This window comes from Brucella rhizosphaerae, assembly GCF_002252475.1.
Taxonomy (GTDB): domain Bacteria; phylum Pseudomonadota; class Alphaproteobacteria; order Rhizobiales; family Rhizobiaceae; genus Brucella; species Brucella rhizosphaerae.
This window is the reverse complement of sequence record NZ_NNRK01000021.1, coordinates 26882-46578: the sequence shown is the minus strand read 5'-3', so window position 1 is coordinate 46578 and position 19697 is coordinate 26882. Positions and strand designations below refer to the sequence as shown.

Sequence of the window (19697 nt, the reverse complement as noted above, 5' to 3'; positions counted from 1 at the left end):
TAAATACCGTCTAATTTGTGAACTTCATATCATACGCTTGTTTGCTGATCGAATTATACTGATAATGAATCGATATTTTGGAGCCATCTGGTTGCGTATGCGTAACTTCCATTTTCTGCCAACCATTTGAAGCTGGAAACCGCGGATCATTATTCATATCGGCAAGCTTTGTTCCTGCACTGGGTTTCCCTTTAATCTGGTTCCACAGAACTTGTTCTTCCAGATTTCTTGGCTGGGTTGACTGCCACGATTTGGCAGTTGATATTTTATCATAATCGATGTTCATACCCGGAACAGGTGGCGGAACAAGGGGCGGCTTTCCACCTGAGTTTCCACCGTTGTTTGAGCCCTTATCGTCCAACGGTGGACCACCATTGTGGCCCATGCCCGGAGCTTCTTCACTCAGCACCACATTTTTCACGCCACCGGATTGCATGCTGTAAACAACGTTCTGCAATGATGCGCGCGCCATTGACTTGCCGTTCAGCGTACCACCGGCGAGAACAAGCACCCCCGTTGTGGGATCTAGCATAAAATCCAGCACCGACTTGGTGCCGTCCGGCATGGAAAGCGTTGCCGTCCGCTTTAGGTCAGAACCGTTCCCCTGCAGGCGTACGACAGTACCGTCATCCAGATTGTGCGTCTCATCAATCTTGCCGCCGCCTGCTGGATTCGTGGTGCCAAGTAAAATGGTTGCAGTCGCAAGACCCATCAAACCAGCAGTTCCGGTCATCACAGCAAATGCCGTTCTGCATGTCTCTGCACCAATTACAGAGATCGGAAATGTTCCTTCGGTCGTACTGATCATGCACGGGGCCTGCGCATGAGCGGGTGTTATCAGCCAATCCAACGGGCTGAACTGATTGAAGCCCTGCCGCTGACCGCATGCATTCAACTGAGCGATAACGTTCGGATCGTCTTTATACTTCGCAAGTCTGCGAGCCGTATCGTAGTCCTGTGGCGTGAGCTTACCATCATTCGCCATCCGCCCCAGAGCATCGATAACGATCTCAACCGTTGATTTCCCAGCCTCCAACGCCGCCTTTACCGACGTATCCGACAGATAATAGTCGATCTCGACATGCTTATCCTTGGTGATTTCGTAAGCCATGTCGGGATCGCGGTTGAGCGCTGCGAGGTCTTCGGTCTGGCCGCTCGCTTCCAGTTCTGCCTGTTTGTCCTTGTCGCGGATAATGATCTCACCCGGCCCGACGGTGGCGCGCACTTCCTGACGCGTGTCGTCAAGCTGGTAAGTGCCTTCAGCTGAGTTCTTTGGCTGAGAGGTCTGATCCGGCTGCTGTTGCTTACCGGTTAGGTCGATATTGGCCTGAACATCGAAGCCCTCATATTGCTTCGATCCTGAGAAATCCTCATGGGTTAGCGTACCGGTATCGAGGGTAAGATCACCACTCTTAGAAACGATCTTGCCTGCACCCAGATGCGTGTTGCCCTCGACAGTGACATCCATCTCACCTTTTGACACGAGACCGGACTGCTCGCTGATCCAGTTGGTTTCGCCGGAACCTGTGCTATAGCCCGGGGAAATGCCAGAGGTGCTGACGCCAAGCGAAACAGACTTGTTCGAGTTTTCCCCGGTGTCGGGAACCGAGATGATGTTGAGATCGCGACCAACGTCCGCCGTGACGGTGTCACCTTCGACGACCGCACCTTTCAGATTGGTGTCCCGGCCGGATTCAATGGTGATATTGCCCGTGGCATTGACGTGAGTGTTGACCTGAGTCGTCCCGTTGCCTTTGGATTTCCCGACGCCGCCATGCGCATTGGCATAGGGACCAAATTCAACGCCCGTAATGGATACACCTGCCGAGACACCAACACTCGCTCCTGCTGATGTGCTGGATGACGACGAAGAGTTGGTAGCCTGCGCGCTTTCCAGATTGATATCATTGCCAGCTTTCAGGCTGATATCGCCAGCTCCACCAGAAAGCACACCATTTTCATCATAGCCAGCAACAATCTGTGCGCCATGGCTGTTGATGTCGCCTGACTTGGCTTCAATGGAAACGCTGTTTCCGCCACGAATGCCTGTAACGACAGGGGTCGAGCTTTCTGCACTTTCCTTCGACTTTGAATATTCAAACCCCACGCCAACTGACGCAGAGGCGACATTGCCCTTGGCATTGCCGTTTTCATCCAGCGTGAACATCGAGCTGATATTGTTCAATGCGTCTGCTGCCTTCAGACCTGCAAAGCCTGCATTGGCTGCGGAATAGCCGTCTGACACCTTGGCGACCTTACCCGCAGCATCAGCAATGCTCTTGGCCGAACTGACGAGACCTGTGGAAACACTCGCGGTGATCCCCGCAAACAGTTCCTCATGCATATGCTCGTAATTGGTCTTGTCCTGTGCAGCGAGAAGATTGACATCCCGCTCTGCTGTAATGGCGACATCGTTTTCGGCTTCAACCCGTGCGGCCTGAAGGTTCGCATCGCGACCCGCATTGATGATGACGTTGTTGCCAGCCTTTAGACTGGAGACAGCATTTGTCTCAGCACCCTGCTTCGTTTCGTCTTTCGACGAGCCAAAACCAATACCGATGGAAGCGCTGCCTTCGCTGGACTTCACCTGAACGCCAAAACCGGATCGCTTCTCCTTGTCCTCAGAAGCGTAACTTTCCGCACCCGGCAGGATGTTAACGTCGCGCGCCGCATCGAGTGCGATATCGTTGCCTGCTTCGACTTTCGAGCCGACAATGTTGACGTCGGTTTCGCGAGCCTTGATGGAGACATCGTTTCCAGCGGACAGTTCAGAACTGACGTTCGCGACAGTGTTTTCCTTGCTGCTTTTTTCTTCCTTGCCCCAGACCGAATAGAAGCCGTCGCCGGAGCCGGCACCAAGTCCGGACTTCTTGGAGGACGATGAAGCATCGTGCTGTTCCTGCGCACCGATGATGGAAACGCTGTCACCTTCGACTGCGATGTTCTCACCGGCCGTGACCTTGGAGCCGGAGATCACGACATTGTCGCCAGCATTGAGGTTCACATTGCCGGATGCACCAAGCTCGGATGCAACCGTCGTTTCATCGTAAGTGTGTCCCTTGTCGCTCTTCTTCGACAAAAGGCCTGATTTTGATTTGGAGGCATCCGTTTCAGAGGTGTTCTTGCCGGACGCGATGATCAGATCACCACCTGCATCGATATTCAGATCAGCCTTGTTATCGGCCGTTCCCGCCTGAATGTTCGAGGCAGAAATCGTCGTATCCTTGCCGGAGCTGATATCGACACCGTCACCACCGCTAATCGACGATCCAACAGCGGTTTCGGTTTCAGTACGACTATGGCTTTCCTTTTTGCTGAAAATACCCTTTGAACTCGTATCAAGCTGCGAATAGCCCGTATCCCGCGCTTCTGCGATGGTGACATTGTCGGTTGCGCTGAGATCAACCTTGCCCTTGGCATCAATTTTCGAGCCAATAATGTTGAGATCATGCGAATTGTCGACATCGGTCTTGTCGCCTGCTGCAACGCTGGCCGAACCGCCAGAACTGATTTCCGAGCCAATATGGGTTTCGGAACCCTGTTTGACTTCCGAACCAATTGTCTCGGTACGCTGTTGAGCGACCGTGATATTGATATCGTCCTTGGCTTCGATGCTGACGTCACCGCCTGCCTTCACCTTTGAACCCGATATCAGAATATCGTCGCCTGCTTTAATGGAGGTGTCACCACCCGACGACAGGTTGGATGTTTGTGCAAAGGTGGAATCCGTCTGCGACATGCGTGTGCCAGCAACACCGTTGACCTTCTTCTCAACGCCTGCCGCGACAACATTGACCGAACCTTGTTCAGCCTCAATGCCGAGATTGCCGCCAGCTGCAACATTGGAACCAATAACATTCACATCCTGTTTGGCGGTGATCGTCGTATCGCCGCCCGATTGGACATTTGTGCCGATGACATTGTCGGAACCATTATTGGTCGCCTTTGCCGTGTCGAGCGTCACAGTTTGTCCCGTGAGATCGACGTCATTACCTGCTTTGACCTCTGCACCGCGCAAGGTGAGTGCATCACCTGCCGAAAGGCTTGCATTGCCACCCGCCTGCACACCGCTGCCCGCTTTGACGAAGGTCTCACCGCCGATCTGCATGTCGGCTGCCGCAATTGTCAGGTTCTGCGATGCTGACAGCGACAGATCGTTGCCAGCGGTAAAGCTGCCGCCCGTTGCGGTGATATTTGTAGCCTGAAGCTTCAGGTCAGTTTTAGCCTGGATAACGCCAGCGTTGCTGACATCACTGACATTCATATTGACTGTGTCACCGGAGATGATTGCGCCTGCAACCGTCAAGTTCGCCTTGTCGGCATTGGCGATATAAACGGTCGGTACAAGCACTTCGATGCCGTTGACGGTCTTCTTCTCATACCAGACCATCGTTTCGGTCAGATTGGCGATGAGTTCTGGTGAAAGCTTTTCGCCGATTGTCAGACCATTGGCGCTCGCAAAGTCCGCGCCGCGGTCGAGCAGAACCTTCATCTGTTCAATGGCGTCGCTTCCCGGTATGAACGAACCCTTGCCAAGCCCCTGATTGATGAGCTGACGCAATTGTTGATCGACCAGCTGGTTCTCGAAATAGGCGTCCCCCATAAACGGAATAGAACGGTCAGGGTTATAACCAATTCGATTGATGAAATAGCCGGAACCGTAGAACTTGCTTACGTCCAGGAACTCGGCACGGGTTTCATAGAGAAAGACTTGTCCGGGAATTGTGCCGCCAAAACCACCGGAGTCTGGCTTAGGCGCTATCGAACCCAGAGCCGCAATAATTTCCGCTGGTGATAATGGCAGTCCGCCCGCTTGCAGGCTATTGCCGGAAACCGAGATACCCTTTTCAGCCAAAAGATTTGCTATTGCAGAATTTGGTGTGAACAACGCACCCGCTGCCGTCAGGCCATTCAGGGCAGCAGTCGGATCATTGGTGACCGGTGCAGTAGAAAGCTGCGCGCCGCCAGCAATCGATCCGGGTGCAGAGGTGTTGTTGACGCTCGCAAAGCCGCTGATATCCATGTTGCCAGCTGCTTTGATGTTGCCGAATGCGCCGCCAACAATCGTTTGGCCTGTTACCCGAGAATTACCCTTGTCCAGATCATTGGTACCATCGCGATTGCCATTGGCATCATACGCCTCGCAACCACCTGTCGCCTCACACTTGGAAGTCACAGTGCGATAGAGCGCAACACCTTCATTGTTAAGAACCGAGCCCGTCAGTTTTGCATTTCCACCCGCTTCAATCGAGCTATGAGCATTGTTGAGGATCGTCGCATCAATGTTCAGATTGCGGCCTGTCTGGATAAGAGCCTCAGGAGATAGATTGCCATCAAATCGCTGTTCTTCAATCGACTGACGCATCTGGGTGCCTTCGTCCCAGGTAAATGTCCAGGCAAACGGATCGTTGCGGTTGACGATGATGACCGATTTGCTCTGCAAATCAGGTGTCAGAAGAATGTTGCCTTTTCCGTCGCCCGGATAACGCGACAGCAGCCAGTTGCGCATTGCCTGGACGCTGCTGAGGCTGTCACCCCATTTCCAGGGAGTATTTTCTTCATAAGACTGCAAGCTGCGCGTGCGGTAGGATGTACCGTCAGCAAAGGTGATCACGCCGTAAAGCTGTGCCATCCATGCGAGCTCAGCATAATCTTCGCCGGGGTAAAGATTAAGCGGTGCGTTGGTGTTTGAGTTGACAAAGATATGTCCAAGCGGCTTACCCCATGTCTCGGGATTAAGCTCAAACTTTGCAATAGCGTCGTTGCTCACAACAACCGTCGACCAGGTCGGAACTGTACTACGCTTATTGGTCAGATTTGCCGTTGTAATGTCGGCATCACGCCCGGCTTTAATTAGACCGGACACATTGGTAATGGACTGATTGCGTTCGCCATTTGCGTTTGCTGCAATCGTCAGGTCGTTACCAACAAGGATCGCACCCTGATCGTTGAGAAGATCGCCTGCAACATAAAGGCGACCGTCCTGTCCGGCATAAACAAGACCGGACGCGGTATTCGTGAAGCTGCCTGCAATATTGAGCGTCAGATTTCTGTTGGCGGCAAGCTGTCCAGGGTTTGTAAGCGAAGCAAGTGTCAGAGTGAGGTCATTGGCAGCAAGGAGCGCCGTCGCAGACGTCGTCGATATTGTCTGGGCATTGATTGTAATATCGCCGCTGCCGCCATCAGCTGTAACCGCGCGGATTTTCGAATTTGCAGCATCAGCAGAACCTGAGAGGTTCAAAGCAATGCCGCCAAAAATGAGCGTCGAGTTCGAAAGATCGGCACTTGCAGCGTTTACGATGAGATTTCCAGCGGTCGCAAGCTTGGAACGATTATTGCTCAGATCAAGGCTTTGCAACGTCAGCGCGATATTACCCTTCGCGACCGTATTCTTGTCCAGACTGATGGCACCTAAGACCACATTGAGATCGGCGGAGGCGAAGCTTTGCAAGCTATTGTAGGAAACGTTCTGTTGTGCTTTGGCCTTCAGATCGCCGCCACTCAGCAACTGATCAGCGAAAATCGAGCCACTGGAAGCATTGAGCAACATCTGGCCTGCATTAGCCAAACCAGTCTTGAGGATCAGAGAGCCGCCTGACTGCTCGGTGGCAGCAAAATCAACGCCAGAAACAAGCGTTCCGATGTTAAGTGATGCTCCGTTGATGGTCGCATTGCCACCTGCCAGAGACTGGCCGGAAAGGGTAACAGCGCCGCCCGCCGTCAGGGTCAGATCGCCGCGCGAAACGACATTCGCTGACAGGTTTCTTGTAGCAGACGCGACTGTTGTTCCAGAGGAAAGAAGACGGTTGGTGATCAGATCACCAGCCGTAGCAATCAGGTTGAGGCCACTTGCAACATTGCTTGTTGCTATTGTTCCTTTGGCCAAAGCGACCAGATCAACGCCAGCGACAGCCGTCGCGATGTTGATTGCAGCCCCCGTAACGGCAAGATCAGAACCCGCCAAAAGCTGGCCACTGATCGTAGTTGCGCCCGTGATATTAGCAGTACTATTGCTGGTGACGTTTGTGGCATTGAATGATCCGGCATTGACCGTCAAAGCCTGTGCTGACAACAAAGTTCCAGCGTCAATCTCGCCAGTGGCCGTTAATGTCATCTGGCCAGACTGGGCATTGCCAGTCGAACTGGTCGCACTGGCCGCGCCAGGTTTTAAGGTAAGCGAACGGCCTGATTGTTCAGTTGCTGCAAAATCAACACCGGAAACAAGTGTTCCGATGTTCATCGAACCTGCTGTGAGAGTTGCATTTCCGCCCGAAAGTGATTGACCGGAAAGCGTAAGATTACCACCTGCTGTAAGACTGAGGTCGCCATGCGTGAGAATATTTGCGGAAAGATTTCTGGAAGCAGAAGCAATTGTGTTTCCAGATGATAGCAACCGATCTGCTTTGAGATCACCAGCGGTCGCGGTGAGATTAAGCGTGCGTGCGCCATTCCCCAAAACGATATTGCCTTGGCGCAATGCAGTCAGATCGACACCAGCAACAGCAGCACCGATAGAAATCGCTGATCCGTTAATGGTGACGTCTGAGCCCGCCAGAAGCTGGCCGCTGATCGTCGTTGTGCCGGCGATATTAGCCGCACCATAGCTGGTGACATTAGCGGCTTTGAATGTGGCGGTATCGCCAAGAAAATTGCCCGCCGAAAGAAGCGTGCCAACATTAATCGTTCCGGCTTGCGCTAAAAGCGTTGTATCGCCTGTGTTTCCGACAATAATGGCCCCGTTTGAGGACCTGCTGGCTACAAAATCAACGCCTGAGATGATCGCACCAGCTGTGATGTTTGCGCCCGCGATGCTGACATCACCACTGCCCAGAATCTGGCCCGAGACATTTGTGTCGCCAGAAATCACAACAGTCCCGTGGCTGGTCACGTTTTGCGCTGCAAGTGCTGCAGCGGCTATATTCAGATTTCCGGCAGAAAGCAGAGAAGCAACATCAATCCCCCCAGACGTAGCAAGGCGCATGTCGCCTGTCGATCCGATTTGGATAGCGCCATTGGCAGCGTTGGTAGCGACGACATCAACGCCCGAGACAACATTCCCAGCTTTCAAAGAACGCGCGGAGGCAACAAGCGCACCGCCAGACAGAATATCACCGGTCGTAATGTCGGTGCCGGCGGTCAGCGCCATATTGTTGAAACTGACAAGCGAGGCAGCGGTGATAGAACCGGACGTAGCCGTCATGGTCAGCACGCCGCCACCTGCTTTAGTAGTGCCGGACAGCGCGATGTTACCAGATGCCGTGGTCAGATTTGCCGCACCGTCGACATTAAGCTGACCAGCAGCGATGCCCTGTCCCGCTTGCAAGCTTGCGTTCTTGCCAGCTGCGATATTGCCAGCCGTAATCGCACCGAACGAGGTCAGCTCTATATTTCTAAGGGATCCAACGTCCCCTGCGACAGAAAGCAAGCCGTCGCCATTGCCCAGAATGACATCTTCGTCGGCAGAAACCGCTTCCAGTGTGATGCCTTTGGCTGACTTGACGACCACCTTCTTTTTCGAGGTGATCTTCTTTGCTTCGACCTGCCTGCTCTTCGATTGTACGGAAACGCCGTCACGACCAGAAGCGTTACCAAGCGATATCTTGCCATCTGCAGAAAGCGTAAGTTCGCCCGCATTGGCCGCCATATCATTGCGCATACGCACGCCAGCACCTTTATCGGTGACAACGATCTTGATACGATCGGCCTGCATGGCACCAAGGGCAGAGCCGTCAATGGCGAACTCGCCCGCATCCTCAGTTCCGCTCAAAGCCGTGGCTTCGCCCGTAGTGTAGTCGAACTTTTGTCGACCTGCCGTCAGCCGGAGGTTTTTGCCATTGACCGGACCATCGATCTGAATGCGGCGGGACACGATATCGAAAAGATCAACGGTTCCATCGCCAGAAGCAAAGTTGCCACCTTTCGATCCAAAGGTGACATCACCGCCCTGAACAGTGAAACCAGACAGCCTTCCTGTACCATCGATGTCGGGTGTGCCTGTGGTTAGCGTGGCGCGTGGCGTGTTGATGAAGCCACAGCCATCACAGGTGATCCCGTTAGGGTTGGCGATAATGACATCTGCTCTGCCGCCGAACACTTCCGTTGCCCCTTGCAGGGCACTGCGATTGCCACTCGTAACTTCATTGAGAATGACGCTTGCAGGCCCGCTGTTCTTCAGATTGGCATTGCCCGGTGTCACGCCACCGAGCTTCGAGTTTCCTAACTCGCCATTGTGGTTATTGAGGATCAGACCAGGCGTTCCGACATTGAAGTCGCCATATTTATTATGCGACAGCCCTTGCTGGTTCGGCGTCACAATATCGACTAGTGGAACACCATTGGGGGCCGCCCCTATACCCGGTTGATTGCCAATCGGAGCACTGACATCCGGTGTCAGCTGTTGCGCCTGCAATAACACGGGCTGGAGAACCAGAAGCCCACTTAGAAGACTGGCAACGCCTTTACGGGCAAATGCGACAGGATCAAACCAGCGATGTGTCCGCTTGGTTCCCTTGGAGAAACCGGATACACGCGAGAAATAATGACGGTATGCAAAATTCTTCATGGCCGATCCTGCCTTAAAATATGAATCGAAAATCATGCGGCGTTTAAGCCGCAAGAGTCTCTAATCTCTCGATTTTGCGGACTGTCCGCTGCCCGGATTGTCGAGTTTTTTGTAAACTTCGGTCAGTTGGGATTTGAGGGCCGAACACTTCTTGGTGCGTGCAATGTCTTCGAGAACCTTGTTGCGATTGCGCAGCGCATCGATCTCCACCTTCTCAGGCGACTTCGGGTCCATGAAAAACAGTGCAGGAAGGAAAAGGACACCTGCGGCTCCCAGAACAATATTCTTGCCCTGAGCCTGACTGCGTTCTTTCAGAGTGACCATTATCTGCCGCTCATTCGCAGCAAATTCCCGTGAAATCCCCGCACAATCAAATGCGCTATCGGTCGGATTGGTTATCGCAATAGGTTTTGCTTCACGACCGCCGCAGCCTGCAAGAGCGATGCTAAGGACCATCGCTGTCGCTACCGCAAAATGCCGTTTCCTGTTGTTCAAAATATTCCCTAAAACCATAACTATCCCCTACTAACGCATCACCACTGCAGTGATGTGCTGACAAAAAACAGATCTTTACCGTTGGTCTCGTCCGTACTTTTGATGATGCGCGAATAGCCAATGTCAGCACCAATATTGCCACCAGCCAGACGCATCCCCACGGTCCAACCAGAAACATCACCACCTTCAATGCCAAATCGCGCCTGTTCAAAAACATGGCCATAATCAATGGCTGCATAGGGCCGCAACTCGCCTAGCCGTTTGGTCAGAAGTTCGCTGTCCTTCCACGGCAACGTGCGCCACGTGATCTCATTGCGGGTGAACAGGCCATTATTGCCGAACAGAATACTGTCGCGGGTTCCGCGCACGTTGGAATAGCCGCCAAGCGATATTTGCTCGGCCCCATAGAGATTGTCCGGTGAATACTGCCCGTTGATCAGCGTAGAGAATTGCAGGTTCTGGCTCGCCAACTGGAAAGGTTTGGTGACGTTTATCGTCCCCGTAAACTTCGCAAATTCAGGCTCGGCATCACCTGCGCCGGGTTCTCCGCGTCTGGTTGCACCAAACACGCCAAGGCCCTGATTGTAGCTCAGGTCAAAAACCCACAGCCCGCCCAGCATACGACGCGAATGAGAGATACCGAGATTGGCAACCGAATATTCGCGACTGCCAACCTCGATCAGATTACCCATCAAAAAGTTGTCTGTAGCCTTATACGCGAGACCTGCATTGAACGTGGTGATAGAATCCTTGTCTCGCAGGATTACCCGATCAACGTTGAAGCCCAATTGTTTGGAATTTCCGGATGTGTCGATGTCAGAATATTGGCCGGGAACGGAACTGCGGTATTTGTAATAGGAGCCATTGAGCGTGAAGCTCCAGTAGCCATAAGGCACACTGATCGAGCCGGAAATGCTGTTGCTCTGTCCTGTACCGTCGTTGGGCCAGGGATAATCAGGCCCGGTGTGTTCATAGTTGAGCGATACGAGGTCATTCAGATTGACCAGATTATCCATCCGAAACGACACTGATGATCGCGAATAACCGGTCGACTTCTGGCCAAGATTGTTGTTGGCCACCGAGAAATGCCAAGGTAGACCGGGTTTATTCTCGACGTTGAGAATAGATGCTCCGGGCTCTTTTCCGGGCAACATTGAAGTCTTGGCATTGTTAGAAGACAGTCGATTGACCTGATCGAGGCCTTGTTCAACATCGCGGATGTTAACGGGCTTACCCTTCAAACCCGGAAAGGCTGTTGCAAGCAATCCCGGATAAGCTGCAGGTTTACCATTCAGGTAAATATCAGAAAGTGAACCTTCGGCAGCCACAAGGCGCAAAACTCTGGTCTTTGCAATGTCCTGTTCCGGCACATAAACGCGCGACGTAATATAGCCTGCATCCATGTAAAGGCTGGTGATGTCTTTCAAGAGAACATTGATGTCAGCAAGGCCGATGCACTTGTTTTGATATGACGCCAGCGTAGGCGCAAGTATTGACTTGGAAAGCAGAGTGACACCCTCCACCTCGACACGGGTAATTGCGAAGCATGGACCTTTTGCAGCTTTGCTCAAAGGCCCAGCTTGCTCGGGCGTGGCTGGTGTCACTTCACGTGGAGTTGCATCTCCCAAAGCACGTAATCGCTGTTCCAAATCCTGTTCGGCCTGACGACGCATGAAATCATCGGCAGGGGATGCAGACGGATTGGATGCCGCAATTGGTGATTGCTGCGCAAAACCAGAAGTTGCTGAAGCAAGCAAAGCCACGCAAACTGCGAACCAAAGCTGGCCCAAACGAACAGAATAAATCATAATCTTATCCGTCAGGCTTTAGTTGGTTTTTGCAGTTCTGCGAGAGCCTTGGTGAGCCCTTTCAACGAAAACTTCAGATTGATGTTCTGCCCATTCATCAGGCGTAGACGGGCTTCTCCTGCAGACCCTTTCTGCAAAGCTGTCAGCATTTTTTGATCGAGCTTCTGCTGTGCCCAGCATCCGGCCTGATTACAATTGCGATAAGGGATCGTGACGACATCCTTGCCGTCGGCAGCCAAACCAAGACCGATTGGCAGCACAACATTCAGCGGCACAAGAGCAGTCAGTAGCAGCTCATTGCCGGAAGGCTTCTTTCCAGCTTCGGGCGCAGCCTTGGCAATAGCCAATGTGAGAACATTGACGTTCTCCTCGCCTTGCTTGACCTGGGCAATCTGTGCCACTTCACATTGTGACAGAGCTTTCCCGTCAGCAGCTTTGACCTCAGCGCAACGATAATACCAGTCATCAAAACGGGTGGATTGAACTGTGGGGGCTTCCGGTTTGGCAACGGCAGCAGCGGCTTCCTGTGCCTGTGCAGGAAGAAAGGTCGACATCAAAATAATTACAGCGGCACCCAAAGGAGCCAAATTCATACTAAATTGCATTTCAATACGTCCCCGATTGAACCGACCAATTCCCACTCAAAGGTCGGTGGATCATATAAAAGACTTTGCCAATTATGATGATCGATACTCGATTGAACTATGCATGCGTTGGTTGCCGAATTGTCTGAAGTTCCTCCCGCCCCACACGCAGAACAGCAATGCTGCAACCAGAATAATATTTAGTCGGATGCGAGATTTCCCCTAAATTGTCAAGCCATATCGGCGATAATAACGGACACTTTCGACTTAAGTTGAAGGAATATGTATGAAAAACTCATGTGATCGGAGGAAAGCCCAATGAAATAATAAAAGAGCTCTAAGTCCAGTGAGAGCAAATAGTCCCGATTAAAGAGACACAAGTCGCTGGGATGATTGGAACGTTTGGAAAAACCAGACAGATTTGTGTCGGCAGCTCGTCGATCCTGAGAATCAAACGATCTGCTTTAAAGCTGCAACTCTCAACAGATGGGAACCCTCCTTAAATTTGCTGACCCACCTGTACAAAGGATGTTTGGGCTCAATTAGAGAAGTGGTTCGGGAAATTTGAACAACTAGGATAAGTGGAATTTCTGCCTGACTTCGGCTTAGATGCCGAGAACAGGAGATACTATGACGAGACGACCACGCTGGACCCACATAGCCCGGCTTTCAAGGCAAAAGTTGCGCTCGCTGCAATCAGAGGCGAGAAGACGCTTGTGTAATTATCCCAGCAATTCGACGTGCACGCGAACCAGATCAAGCAATGGATAGAACAGCCTCTAGAGGGGGAGACTGGTGTTTTTGGCGACGAGACCAAGACGGAGCCAGCGGGGCCTACGTCGATGTCAAAACGCTTCACGCCAAAATCGGCGAGCTAACTCTGGAAAATGATTTTTTAGCCGGAGCGCTCAGCAAGGTGGGATTGCTGAGCGGAAAGAAATGATCGACCGCACGCACAAGCTATCGGTCGCAAAGCAGGCGAAGCTCCTTGGGTTCAGCCGTAGCAGTGTCTACTATTCATCGCGCCCGGTATCGGATGGCGATCTGTCACTGATGCGCCGGATCGATGAATTGCAGGTCATGTCACAAACTTTTCAGGTCTGCTACTTTGTGCGATGGCTTTCGTCGATTGCAGATAGAAGCGAGGCATTGACCATGGTTGATTTCAAGCTTGTTCATTTTCCCAACAGTGTCATCCTATATGCTGTTTTCTTCTATGTTCGTTATTCGGTTTCGTATCGTGACCTACAGGAAATAATGGCTGAACGCGGCGTAGAGATTGACCATGCAACGTTGAATCGGTGGGTTATTAAATACTCGCCGCGGTGCTGTCACATTGATTATTCGTCAATGAGATTGCGATATTTGATGTTTATGAATGTGCACGCGCCCACGTACAAAAACCATCGCTTTCCGATCTCAATCGTAGCTCGTGCAATCTGGCTGTACTTCCGTTTCAATCTCAGCCTGCGTGAAGTTGAAGAAATGATGCTTGAGCGTGGCATTGAGGTTTCTTACGAAACAATCCGCCGATGGTGCCGGTCGCATGGTTCTCTGCTTACGTCGCGATTGCGTCGCAAGTCACCTTCGAACCGTGATGTCTGGCATCTTGATGAAGTTGTTGTTAGTATCGGCGGGAAAAATGCTGGCTCTGGCGCGCAGTTGATCAAGATGGATATGTGCTTGATGAGATTGTTCAAACCCACCGCAACACCAAGGCTGCCAAGCGTCAAGTCATGGCTAATGTGGATCATCGATCACACAAGGGACTAAACAACCGAGCTGAAAATTCGCACTTGCCGTTTCGGAAACGAGAGCGAACTCAACAAGGCTTTCGATCAATTGGATCCTTGCAACATTTCGTATCCATCTTCTCTGCCACGCGAAACTATTTTCGCTCAATCCAGTTCCAACAGTCCAGCGGGCCTGATCCGAGCGCATCGCAAAAACGCAAAATCACGGAACGGAACGCCATAGCGCATCAACTGGCCTGCAATCCAATTGCCCCCTTCAGCACGAGTCTACTTCAAACAATGTGACAGCACCCTTAAATTCCATTAGTTGCGTTTCAGAGATTTTTCGGCGTTGTCGATTGCCTTAGCGAAGAGTTCATCCTGCGAACGACTTCCCGGGCCACTTTGTTAGCCTTCGTCGACAAAGCGCTGCATCGTCGCAATCTTATCGCTACGCATCTGATCTTTACGGATCAAATCGCGCACATAGTCACTCGTGTTCGAATAGCGTCCCATTTTGGCCTGAGCCTCAACCCATTCTTTCATAGGATGAGGGAGCGATACGTTCATCGTTACCATCAAATTCTCCCTTCGCTACAATTTATAATCGCAGATTGGCAAGGTTTGCCAATTTATTCTACCAGCTACCTATCCATTTTACGTTCTCGGCTAGCCCGTTGATTATGATAATCAGTCAAGAAGCGAACTGTCGCTAGAGCCATAGAACGCTACGCCTTGAAGGGATATGAACCTCCAACATCCTTGAAAATTTCGGTAAGCTTCAGAATAGATTAATTATTTCGCATTAGCAGCCCACGCCCGGCAACACGCCGGTCAATTCAGCAATTTGGGCTACAATGAACACACAGATTTCTTCACCTCTTCAATTTCAAAGTATGATTTCCGAATTCTGCGACAAGCGCGTTGAGCCACACGTGTCGGATGAAATACTCAATAAAATCAAATCATATTTTAATGATTTGATCGTGAATCGCAAAAAACCTCCGATGCGCCGAAGTCAGATTGACTGGTTATCATTGGCTTCGGAAAGCCGGATAGATTGCGAATTCACAGATAAGCTGAAGACTATCATCCGGCCTGCGCTGGAATCCATAATTCGGTGGGTCGACAATGGAGTTCCCCGAACAGATCAGATTAAACCTAAACGAAACGTACGGGAACGGCGCCCCGCAGTTCGCGTGCCGAAGCAGGTGAGATCTCCCGTTTCGGCATCCGGAAAAACACCAGTCCGTCCCCAGCCGTCCGCAGCAGTGTCGAGGGATCCTGTCGAGGAGTTTCCTTAGCCGCTGTTCGACTGGGTTGAGGATCCGCAGGCTTTCCAGCATGCTTTGAATTATCACATGCGCAGGTTCAATGAGACTAACTGGCGTCTCCACCGTGCGGTTGTGAAACAGCATGAGATATTTGATATCCGTACGATAGCCAATTGGGCGAATGGCACAAAAACGCCCCGCTCCGCCGACAGCTTCGATGTGCTTTCAAGGATAGAGAGACGTTATCGACTGCCAGAGGGTTATTTTAAATCCAGACTGCCACATCAGACCCGGTCGGTATATGGTCATGAAGTGGGTGATGACATCAGCGCTTCTGAACGACGACGTATTGTATGGCACTTGCCCGACGACTTTAATCAGCTTCCATTCAGCAAAAGAGACGAGATCCTGGAATGGGTCCGCCGCGTAATCGTATCAGGCTCAACCAATTATCGCCGGTTTCAGGCGAAGGCGTCCAGACAGCGATATGCCATACGGTTCCCCGGGATCACTTACGGACAGGTTTTGTCCCCGCGAACGAGATCAGAGACTCTGGTATTTGATTACCGCTCTGATGAAAATGTTGCCATCGATGATCCTGATCTGCTGGCTGGCGTTGTGGATGCAGCTCCGCGCCTTGCAATGGAAATGGCCAATCTCGTACGGTTTAAGACGGCAACACTGACATCAGTCGGATTTCAGCGAACCGGTGTCTGGGGAGAAGAGACAGCATCGCAAAAAGTCGAACATTTCGGCCTTCTATTCGGCGCCCTCGCCGCTTCGCCGGATGGCGAAGTTAAGGGCCGGGGCATTCCATTGCGACACATAACGTTCGGCTTGCTGGTATTTCCCGGAATATGGGACTCGTACCTTCAGTGGCGAGAGAAGCGACGCGGATTTTACACATCGTGGGAGCAGGACATGCTGAGCGCACTTCTCGGCATGACACGACCTGAAACCGGCTGGATGTGGCAACACGCTGAACTGGCAAGGGGACTAGAGCCTGTTGGGGGATTGGTGACGGCTGAAGAAATCGAATTTGCGCAGCAGGACTGGCATGGAGCATGCGCTGAGTGCTTTAAACATGCAACACATCGATCAAGGGAGGTCCAGCGCGTGATGCGTGTTCACCCGGATCCGTTCGAACCGATCATGTGCATTCTCGCGGCTGACAGACCACTCGCTGAATATAGAAAAATCACAGACGAAATTGTAAAACGCATTCCAGATGAAGGTCGTTATCCTGTACAGGCCGCTGAAGCTGTCCGGTCATTTTTAATGCTTCGGCTTGGATTGCATCTTGGGCTTCGCCAAAAGAACCTGCGTCAGCTTCTCGTCTGTCCGCGCGGGCATTTCCCAACACCGGAGCGTCGTCTTGAGGATATGAAGCGTGGTGAGATCCGCTGGAGCGATCGCGATAATGGCTGGGAAGTTTTCATACCGGCAGTTGCTTTTAAGAACTCCAATTCATCATTCTTTGGTTCAAAACCATTTCGGCTGGTTCTCCCCGACCTGCTTGACCTTTATACGCACCTTGAGAACTATATCAGCCGGCATCGGGCTGTCCTGCTCGGCAAAGCAGAAGATCCAGGCACACTGTTCGTGAAGACGGTAAAACTGACGAGTGAAGATGCAGCTTATAACCAGACGACGTTTTACGAAGCATGGCGGCTCACAATACAGCGGTATGGCATTTACAATCCATATACTGACAGGGGTGCGATCAAAGGCTTACTTCCCCATGGACCGCATAATGTGCGCGATGTTCTGGCCACCCATATTCTCAAACAAACAGGTTCTTACGAACAGGCCAGTTATGCAATTCAGGACACTCCAGAGATGGTTGCAAGCCATTATGGGCGTTTTCTGCCGCAGGATAAAGCTGCGCTGGCTGCCCGAACTCTCAATCAGGTATGGATGGAGGTTTGAGCTGGAGTTCAGATTCTACGCTATGCCGCTTGTTGCTGAATAGATGCCAATATTAGATATGACGGACTGCCGTCGTCTGTCAGACTTTAGTCGGGCATAATTCTCCCTCCTGTCAGTATCACGACCGGATAGCTGACAGGAGGAAGGGACGAGCGGAACGTACGCTATTGAATCACGTCGATACAGTCGTGAACCAAACGAAAAATGTTTACTTCCGCTATTTGGAGGTCTTTTGCCGGTTCACTCGTTATAAGGTTCTGCCAATAGCTTATAATGACAACAACCCATAACTCGGTTATAAGGTTTTGACAGAAACTTATAACACCGTCGCGAAATGGTTTTCTCGACCCTCACCAGAGCCAGATCACTTAAAAAGAGAAGCTTCAGGGATGAAAGATATCGACATCAGTTATCGAACAATGTTCGCTGAGTTAACCCAGAGGACAATGGATGCACAATTTACAGCAGACTTTCCCCTGGAGGGATGGTTCGTGAACGTTACAGTCAAAAATCGTGATTACTGGTATTTCGACCTCCCTACCCCCGAAGGCAAAGACAAACGAAGTTACGTAGGCCCTGCGAGTGACGAAGCGATCAGTGAGCGGGTAAATACCCACAAAGAGATCAAGGACAACATTAGGGAGCGAAGGCGCATGGTTAGCACGCTGCGACGCGCTGGCCTTCCCGGTCCTGATCCTTTTGCAGGCGATGTCACCAAAGCCTTAGCCGAGGCCGGACTGTTTCGGTTGCGCGCTATCCTGATCGGGTCAGTGGCATTCAGCACTTACGCTGGAATGCTAGGTGTCCGCTTGCCTTCCACAGCGATGCAGACAGGCGACGCGGATTTTGCTCAGGACTTTGCAATATCAGCTGAGGTCCAGGACAGCCTGCCGCCAATCCTCGAAATATTACAGTCGGTTGATCCACAATTCCGGGCTGTTCCGCATCAGACAGATAAAGTCAGTGTAACCGCTTTCGTGAACGCCAAAGACTACAGAGTGGAATTCCTGACCGGTAACCGGGGATCAGACGAATACACAGGAAAGCCATCGCCCATGCCGGCTCTGGGTGGCGCCTCGGCGGAAAACCTGCGTTTCCTCGACTACTTAATTTACGAGCCTATCCGCACGGTGCTCCTTTTCCGTGAAGGCGTCAACGTCCTCGTTCCTGCTCCGGAAAGATATGCCATTCACAAACTGATTGTGTCTTCGCGGAGGCTTGCAGACACCTTAGGACGCTTGAAGGCAGACAAGGACCTTACACAGGCCGCTCTGCTCTTCGAAGCTCTGGTGCAAACGCGTCACGGTGATGAGCTAACAGATGCCTGGGAAGAAGCATGGAACCGCGGTGACGCATGGAAAGAAGGCATCGTCAGTGGCCTTTCGAGATTGCCCAAAAACGGAGTTGATGCGTTAAAAACAACACTGGGCTCCGATATCGTGGAAAGCCTGCTGAAAAAGTAATGGATGGATTATGATCCAGTCAAAGAGCAAGCTCCTCAAAGCGAAAAGCGCGCGAGCACGAGTGAAGGATCAAAGAAAATAACTATGATTGCCAGTCAAGATTCTTGGTTCAAGTTCCCTCCGGACGCAACACTCCCCCTAGAGGAAGCTTCAGCTAGAGCCTGCCGAATGTGATATTCAGTTTCCGTTTCAAGCCGCTTAATAAGATCAAGAAGCATAACGCTATATCTCAATCACAAAAAATCTACATGCTAAAAACGCCCTATCTTTTTCGTGTAGAAGGCTTGGCGCGGACGTCCAGCCTCGGAGCTTCAGATCGTGAACGAACTTTAGTTACGTTGAGAGTTGGTTCAACTTTCGCGGCGAGCGGATCATCCTCACCTCCACCTGGCTTCTTTCTTTTGCCACGTCTCCAAAACATCATGACGATTAAGAAAGCTCCAAAAAACAGAACCTTAAAGCTTGAGGAATCCGCATTCCCGTCAGTCGTTCCACCATCGGCTACAGTCCCTATGGAGTTCCTATCTTGAGCCTGCGTTATGATAGCTGTACCGCTGGAATTCTGCGAAACGACTGTATCTGCGTCAACAATCGGAAAGAGTTTTTCCAGCGTTGGTTTATCAATCGTACCTTTCTCCTCAAGCCCACTTTCGCGCTGAAACTTCTTCAGTGCCAAGACGGATTTGCGACCCCAAACACCATCCGCGGAACCCGGATCGAACCCTCTGGAGGTAAGTTCACTTTGAACTTCTTTCAGCGTGCGAAACTGGGTCGCTATCGCATCTGTGAGGTTGGCCATAGACACGCTGATGAACACGAGAGCAGTTATTTTGAAGCGCAAATCACATA

General features: G+C 51.6%; 7 protein-coding genes and 4 pseudogenes. 5 read left to right on the top strand and 6 right to left on the bottom strand.

Annotated elements, in window-relative coordinates; genetic code table 11:
* Window positions 1-10: 10 nt before the first annotated feature.
* From CEV32_RS05485 to CEV32_RS05470, 4 genes are read right to left on the bottom strand one after another with little or no spacing between them, the layout of a single operon-like run.
* Window positions 11-9562 (bottom strand): hemagglutinin repeat-containing protein, encoded by a 9552-nt coding sequence (locus tag CEV32_RS05485; protein ID WP_167382747.1) that lies wholly within the window; start codon window positions 9560-9562, stop codon window positions 11-13.
* Window positions 9563-9622: 60 nt separating this feature from the next.
* Complete coding sequence (locus tag CEV32_RS05480) at window positions 9623-10075, bottom strand: hypothetical protein (RefSeq protein ID WP_094574924.1); 453 nt, start codon at window positions 10073-10075, stop codon at window positions 9623-9625.
* Window positions 10076-10095: 20 nt separating this feature from the next.
* Window positions 10096-11865, bottom strand: coding sequence for a ShlB/FhaC/HecB family hemolysin secretion/activation protein (locus CEV32_RS05475; protein WP_094574922.1), 1770 nt, complete (start codon window positions 11863-11865; stop codon window positions 10096-10098).
* A gap of 11 nt (window positions 11866-11876) precedes the next feature.
* A complete protein-coding gene (locus CEV32_RS05470; RefSeq protein WP_235818733.1) occupies window positions 11877-12419 on the bottom strand; it encodes an invasion associated locus B family protein in 543 nt (180 codons plus the stop codon).
* Between the two features lie 639 nt (window positions 12420-13058).
* On the opposite strand from CEV32_RS05470, the pseudogene CEV32_RS05465 reads away from it, so the two are divergent.
* The 3 pseudogenes from CEV32_RS05465 to CEV32_RS05460 form a co-directional block, all read left to right on the top strand.
* Window positions 13059-13529, top strand: a pseudogene (locus CEV32_RS05465) (transposase); the annotation flags it as partial.
* Between the two features lie 75 nt (window positions 13530-13604).
* A pseudogene (locus tag CEV32_RS23365) lies at window positions 13605-13772 on the top strand (IS6 family transposase); the annotation flags it as partial.
* Window positions 13773-13823: 51 nt separating this feature from the next.
* Window positions 13824-14344 (top strand): annotated as a pseudogene (locus CEV32_RS05460) (IS6 family transposase); the annotation flags it as partial.
* A gap of 162 nt (window positions 14345-14506) precedes the next feature.
* Here CEV32_RS05460 and CEV32_RS05455 read toward each other — a convergent pair.
* Window positions 14507-14761, bottom strand: a pseudogene (locus tag CEV32_RS05455) (type II toxin-antitoxin system ParD family antitoxin).
* A 728-nt stretch (window positions 14762-15489) separates the two neighbouring features.
* Between CEV32_RS05455 and CEV32_RS05450 the strand changes: the two are divergent.
* Together CEV32_RS05450 and CEV32_RS05445 are read left to right on the top strand one after the other, a co-directional pair.
* Window positions 15490-17385 (top strand): hypothetical protein, encoded by a 1896-nt coding sequence (locus CEV32_RS05450; RefSeq protein ID WP_235818738.1) that lies wholly within the window; start codon window positions 15490-15492, stop codon window positions 17383-17385.
* Between the two features lie 389 nt (window positions 17386-17774).
* Window positions 17775-18848 carry a nucleotidyltransferase family protein gene (locus tag CEV32_RS05445; RefSeq protein ID WP_094574916.1) on the top strand — a complete coding sequence of 358 codons (1074 nt, stop codon included), beginning with the start codon at window positions 17775-17777 and terminating at the stop codon, window positions 18846-18848.
* Between the two features lie 262 nt (window positions 18849-19110).
* Here the strand turns inward: CEV32_RS05445 and CEV32_RS05440 are convergent, their stop codons facing one another.
* Window positions 19111-19689 carry a peptidoglycan-binding domain-containing protein gene (locus CEV32_RS05440; protein WP_208620802.1) on the bottom strand — a complete coding sequence of 193 codons (579 nt, stop codon included), beginning with the start codon at window positions 19687-19689 and terminating at the stop codon, window positions 19111-19113.
* Between the last annotated feature and the right edge of the window lie 8 nt (window positions 19690-19697).

Coding starts and splice junctions, on each gene's coding strand:
- CEV32_RS05470 (WP_235818733.1), bottom strand. CDS start 12,419: ATGTCGACCTTTCTTCCTGCACAGGCACAGGAAGCCGCTGCTGCCGTT.
- CEV32_RS05445 (WP_094574916.1), top strand. CDS start 17,775: ATGAAAGATATCGACATCAGTTATCGAACAATGTTCGCTGAGTTAACC.
- CEV32_RS05485 (WP_167382747.1), bottom strand. CDS start 9,562: ATGAAGAATTTTGCATACCGTCATTATTTCTCGCGTGTATCCGGTTTC.
- CEV32_RS05480 (WP_094574924.1), bottom strand. CDS start 10,075: ATGGTTTTAGGGAATATTTTGAACAACAGGAAACGGCATTTTGCGGTA.
- CEV32_RS05475 (WP_094574922.1), bottom strand. CDS start 11,865: ATGATTTATTCTGTTCGTTTGGGCCAGCTTTGGTTCGCAGTTTGCGTG.